The organism is Pseudomonas sp. PS01297 (genome assembly GCF_029959305.1).
GTDB lineage: Bacteria > Pseudomonadota > Gammaproteobacteria > Pseudomonadales > Pseudomonadaceae > Aquipseudomonas > Aquipseudomonas helleri.
In genome coordinates, this window is sequence record NZ_JASCPQ010000192.1 from 1 (window position 1) to 2,998 (window position 2,998).

1 protein-coding gene and 2 pseudogenes are annotated in these 2,998 nt (G+C 56.9%); all 3 read right to left on the bottom strand.

Annotation, left to right across the window (positions count from 1 at the left end; genetic code table 11):
- A pseudogene (locus tag QMX84_RS26125) lies at positions 1-1,310 on the bottom strand (RHS repeat protein); the annotation flags it as partial.
- A 263-nt stretch (positions 1,311-1,573) separates the two neighbouring features.
- A pseudogene (locus tag QMX84_RS26130) lies at positions 1,574-1,681 on the bottom strand (TetR/AcrR family transcriptional regulator); the annotation flags it as partial.
- Positions 1,682-1,803: 122 nt separating this feature from the next.
- On the bottom strand, positions 1,804-2,998 hold a 1,195-nt coding region (locus QMX84_RS26135; protein ID WP_282365135.1), incomplete at its 5' end, for an RHS repeat-associated core domain-containing protein.

The window sequence follows — 2,998 nt, forward strand, 5'->3', positions numbered from 1 at the left end:
TCACGGCCTAACCCCGGTGGTAACGCTGGGGTGTCCGTGCTTTTCAATACAGCATGGTTGCTGGATTGGGCTATCAACATCGAACGGGTGTAACCATGACCTGTGCTGACGTGGTGTTTTAACTCTGTAAGATTGCCGCCCGCATCGTAGGTATAGGTCTGGGTGTAATTGCGCCACACACTGTTATCGGTCGCGCCGAACTGAACCAGCCCTGGAATGTTCGAGGTTGACGTGTTGTGCGCATTTTCCCGACCCGTGGCACTGATCAGCTGGTACAGCGAGTCATACAGATAGGTGCTGACAGCATTGATTTGTGCATTGTTCGACCACTGCGTGGGTTGGGCCGTATCGCTGACCCGCAGCACATTCCCCACGTGGTCATAGTCGTAGGTCAAATCCTGCAACGGGGTTTTTTTCTCGCCTGAACGATAGGTCGTCAGACGTTTCAAACGGCCATCCAGGGGGGAATACTGCATCGTGGTCAGGACATTGTTGCCTGAGCGCTCGGACTCCAGTTGCCCCCTTGCATTGACCACGCGCTGGTCAACCAACACTTGCTGACTGCCGCCCTTGAGCGTCAAGGCATGTTGCTGCAATTGCCCATCGACTGCGTACAGGGTCTGTTGCAAATTGCCTTTGGCGTCGGTGTGTTCGACGACCTCTGCAAAGGCGTTGTAGTGCCAGGTGGTGCTGAAACGCGGCGAATCTGCCTTTAGATCGTGCTCTGTCAAAGACGTGTAAAACATCCGCTGTTCATTCAACAGTTGCCCCTGCAACGAATACGCTTCGTACAGCAATGCCCCTGACGGATCATCATGACGAATGAGTCGGCCACTGCGGTTGGCCAGACGATTGGGCGCGTCGTTGGCGCCGTAGGTAAACCGTTCGGCATGCCGGGCCGTCGCCTCATGCGCTGCCTGCTCGAACACATCCGTTGGCCTGAGCAGCCCATCAAATGCATAACGTTGCTCAGCACCGCGAGAGTCCCAGCGAGCGACTACTTGCCCGGCAACGCCTCGCAACAACACACGCGCTCCCGCGTCGACACTTTGCGTGCGCAAGGTTTTGCCCGTCAGGCTGTAATGGGTTCGTTGATTGGGGTGCGTTGCTGACTCACTCACGCGCAACGCATATAAGCGCGGGTCCCATTGTGTTTCAAGCAAGCCCGTCGCCCCGTAAGTGTGTCGGCGGATGCGCGCCTGCGGCGCAGTGTCGGCTGACGCTCGGTGATAGGCCACACTGCGCAGCACCAGACCACGCGGGTCCATGGCCGCAAGCGTTGGCGTGTGCCGGTGTAAAAGGCTGGGCATGACAATATCCTTAAAGGAGAAATGGCCATGCGAACGTACAAACTCGGCTGGGTGGGCGGGTGGTAAATAATGCTGTGGTTGTGTGTGTGTGTGTGTGAATGAGTGGGGAGCCCTTCGCCCCTCACCCCAGCCCTCTCCCGAGGGAGAGGGAGCTTTACCGAGGTGTTCTCAGGTTCAGTACATGGCTTGCAGGCCGCAGAACCTCTACAACATCCCCCAATCGGTTCCTTCTCCCTCCGGGATAGGGCTAGGGTGAGGGAGCTTTACGGTTGTCGTTTTGGCAAAAACGGAGGCAGGTATAACCCCAAATACGCATCCACCACGCGCAGGCCTTCTTCGGCCATGCGCGGGGTGATGCTGTCGTGCAACTGGTTATGGGCATTGCTTAATGCCCGCTCTTGAGATGGTGCCGTTTGAGATGATGATTGTGACTAAAGCTTTTGGTGTAACCCCCATGCGAACAGATCGTACGGGCGTGATGCGACGTCATGGGCTAAGTACTCCGGCTGGAATGAGTTCGCATGTGACGCGTAAGATTGCGGCTTATGGTAAAGCTCTTTGAGCATCCAGGCGCAGTGCACGGGTACGGTCTCTCGCCGGTATGAGTTCGCAAGTGATCCTTAAGAGTGTGCTGGCGGCTAAAGCTCATTGAGCATCCAAGTTCTGTGCACCGATACGGCTTCTCGCCGGTATGAGTTCGCAAGTGAGCTTTAAGAGTGCCCTTCAGGCTAAAGCTCATTGAGCATCCAGGCGCAGTGCACAGGTGCGGCCTCTCGCCGGTATGAGTGAGCAGGTGACTCTTAAGATGGCTCGCCTGGCTAAAGCTCATTGAGCATCCAGGTTCAGTGCACAGGTGCGGCCTCTCGCCGGTATGAGTGAGCAGGTGCTTAGTTAAAGAGGTACGCTGTATAAACCCTTTCCCGCAACCAGCCGCACCACAGTAAAAACGCTTAAGTGCTGGCACAGCAGGCACTCGGAATGTGCCCTGCGAAGACGTCCCAGGCTGAGGCTCTGTAACAGGCGCAGGCAAGCGCCCTACGATTGTTTCGTATTGCTCCTCAAAGCTGGGTGGCGAAAACAGGCCTTCATCAAAATCACTGATAGACGGTGCTGGGGTCGGCGGCGCACTACCGATGTCGCTGAAACTGCCTAATGACTCATCCCCGAAATACTCGTTTCTTAATTGCTCAAGCCTTGAGTCTGACCCTGCTGCTTCAGCAATCACGCTGCCATCCGCACGGCGCTTGATCCGCCCATCCGCATCCACATGCCCCATCGGGTCATTGCCGACAAACCCATACAGGTTCAGCCCATCAATGGCGCCGCCGGGGTCGGGGTTCAGCCAGCGGTATAGCCACGGGGCGTAGTAGCGATAGCCGTAGTAATACAGCCCTGTGGCATCGCGCTCCTTGCCTGAGTAGCGAAGGGTTTTGTAACTGGCTTGCACCTCATTGCGCCCGGCCCACCACGCGGTACCGCCGAACGGGTAATAGCTTTCCTGAGTGATTAACTCGGCCTTGCCATTAAGCTCCAGAACGCTACTGCCCAGATGATCTGACAGGCTAAAGCGCAGGCCGTTATCGGGCATGCCCTGCGGACGCCCCGCGTCCCACTGCAAGACCTGGATATCGCTGTTGCCCGCTTGCACTTTGACGACGTTGAGGTGCTCCCCCGTGGCGCTGTCGCGA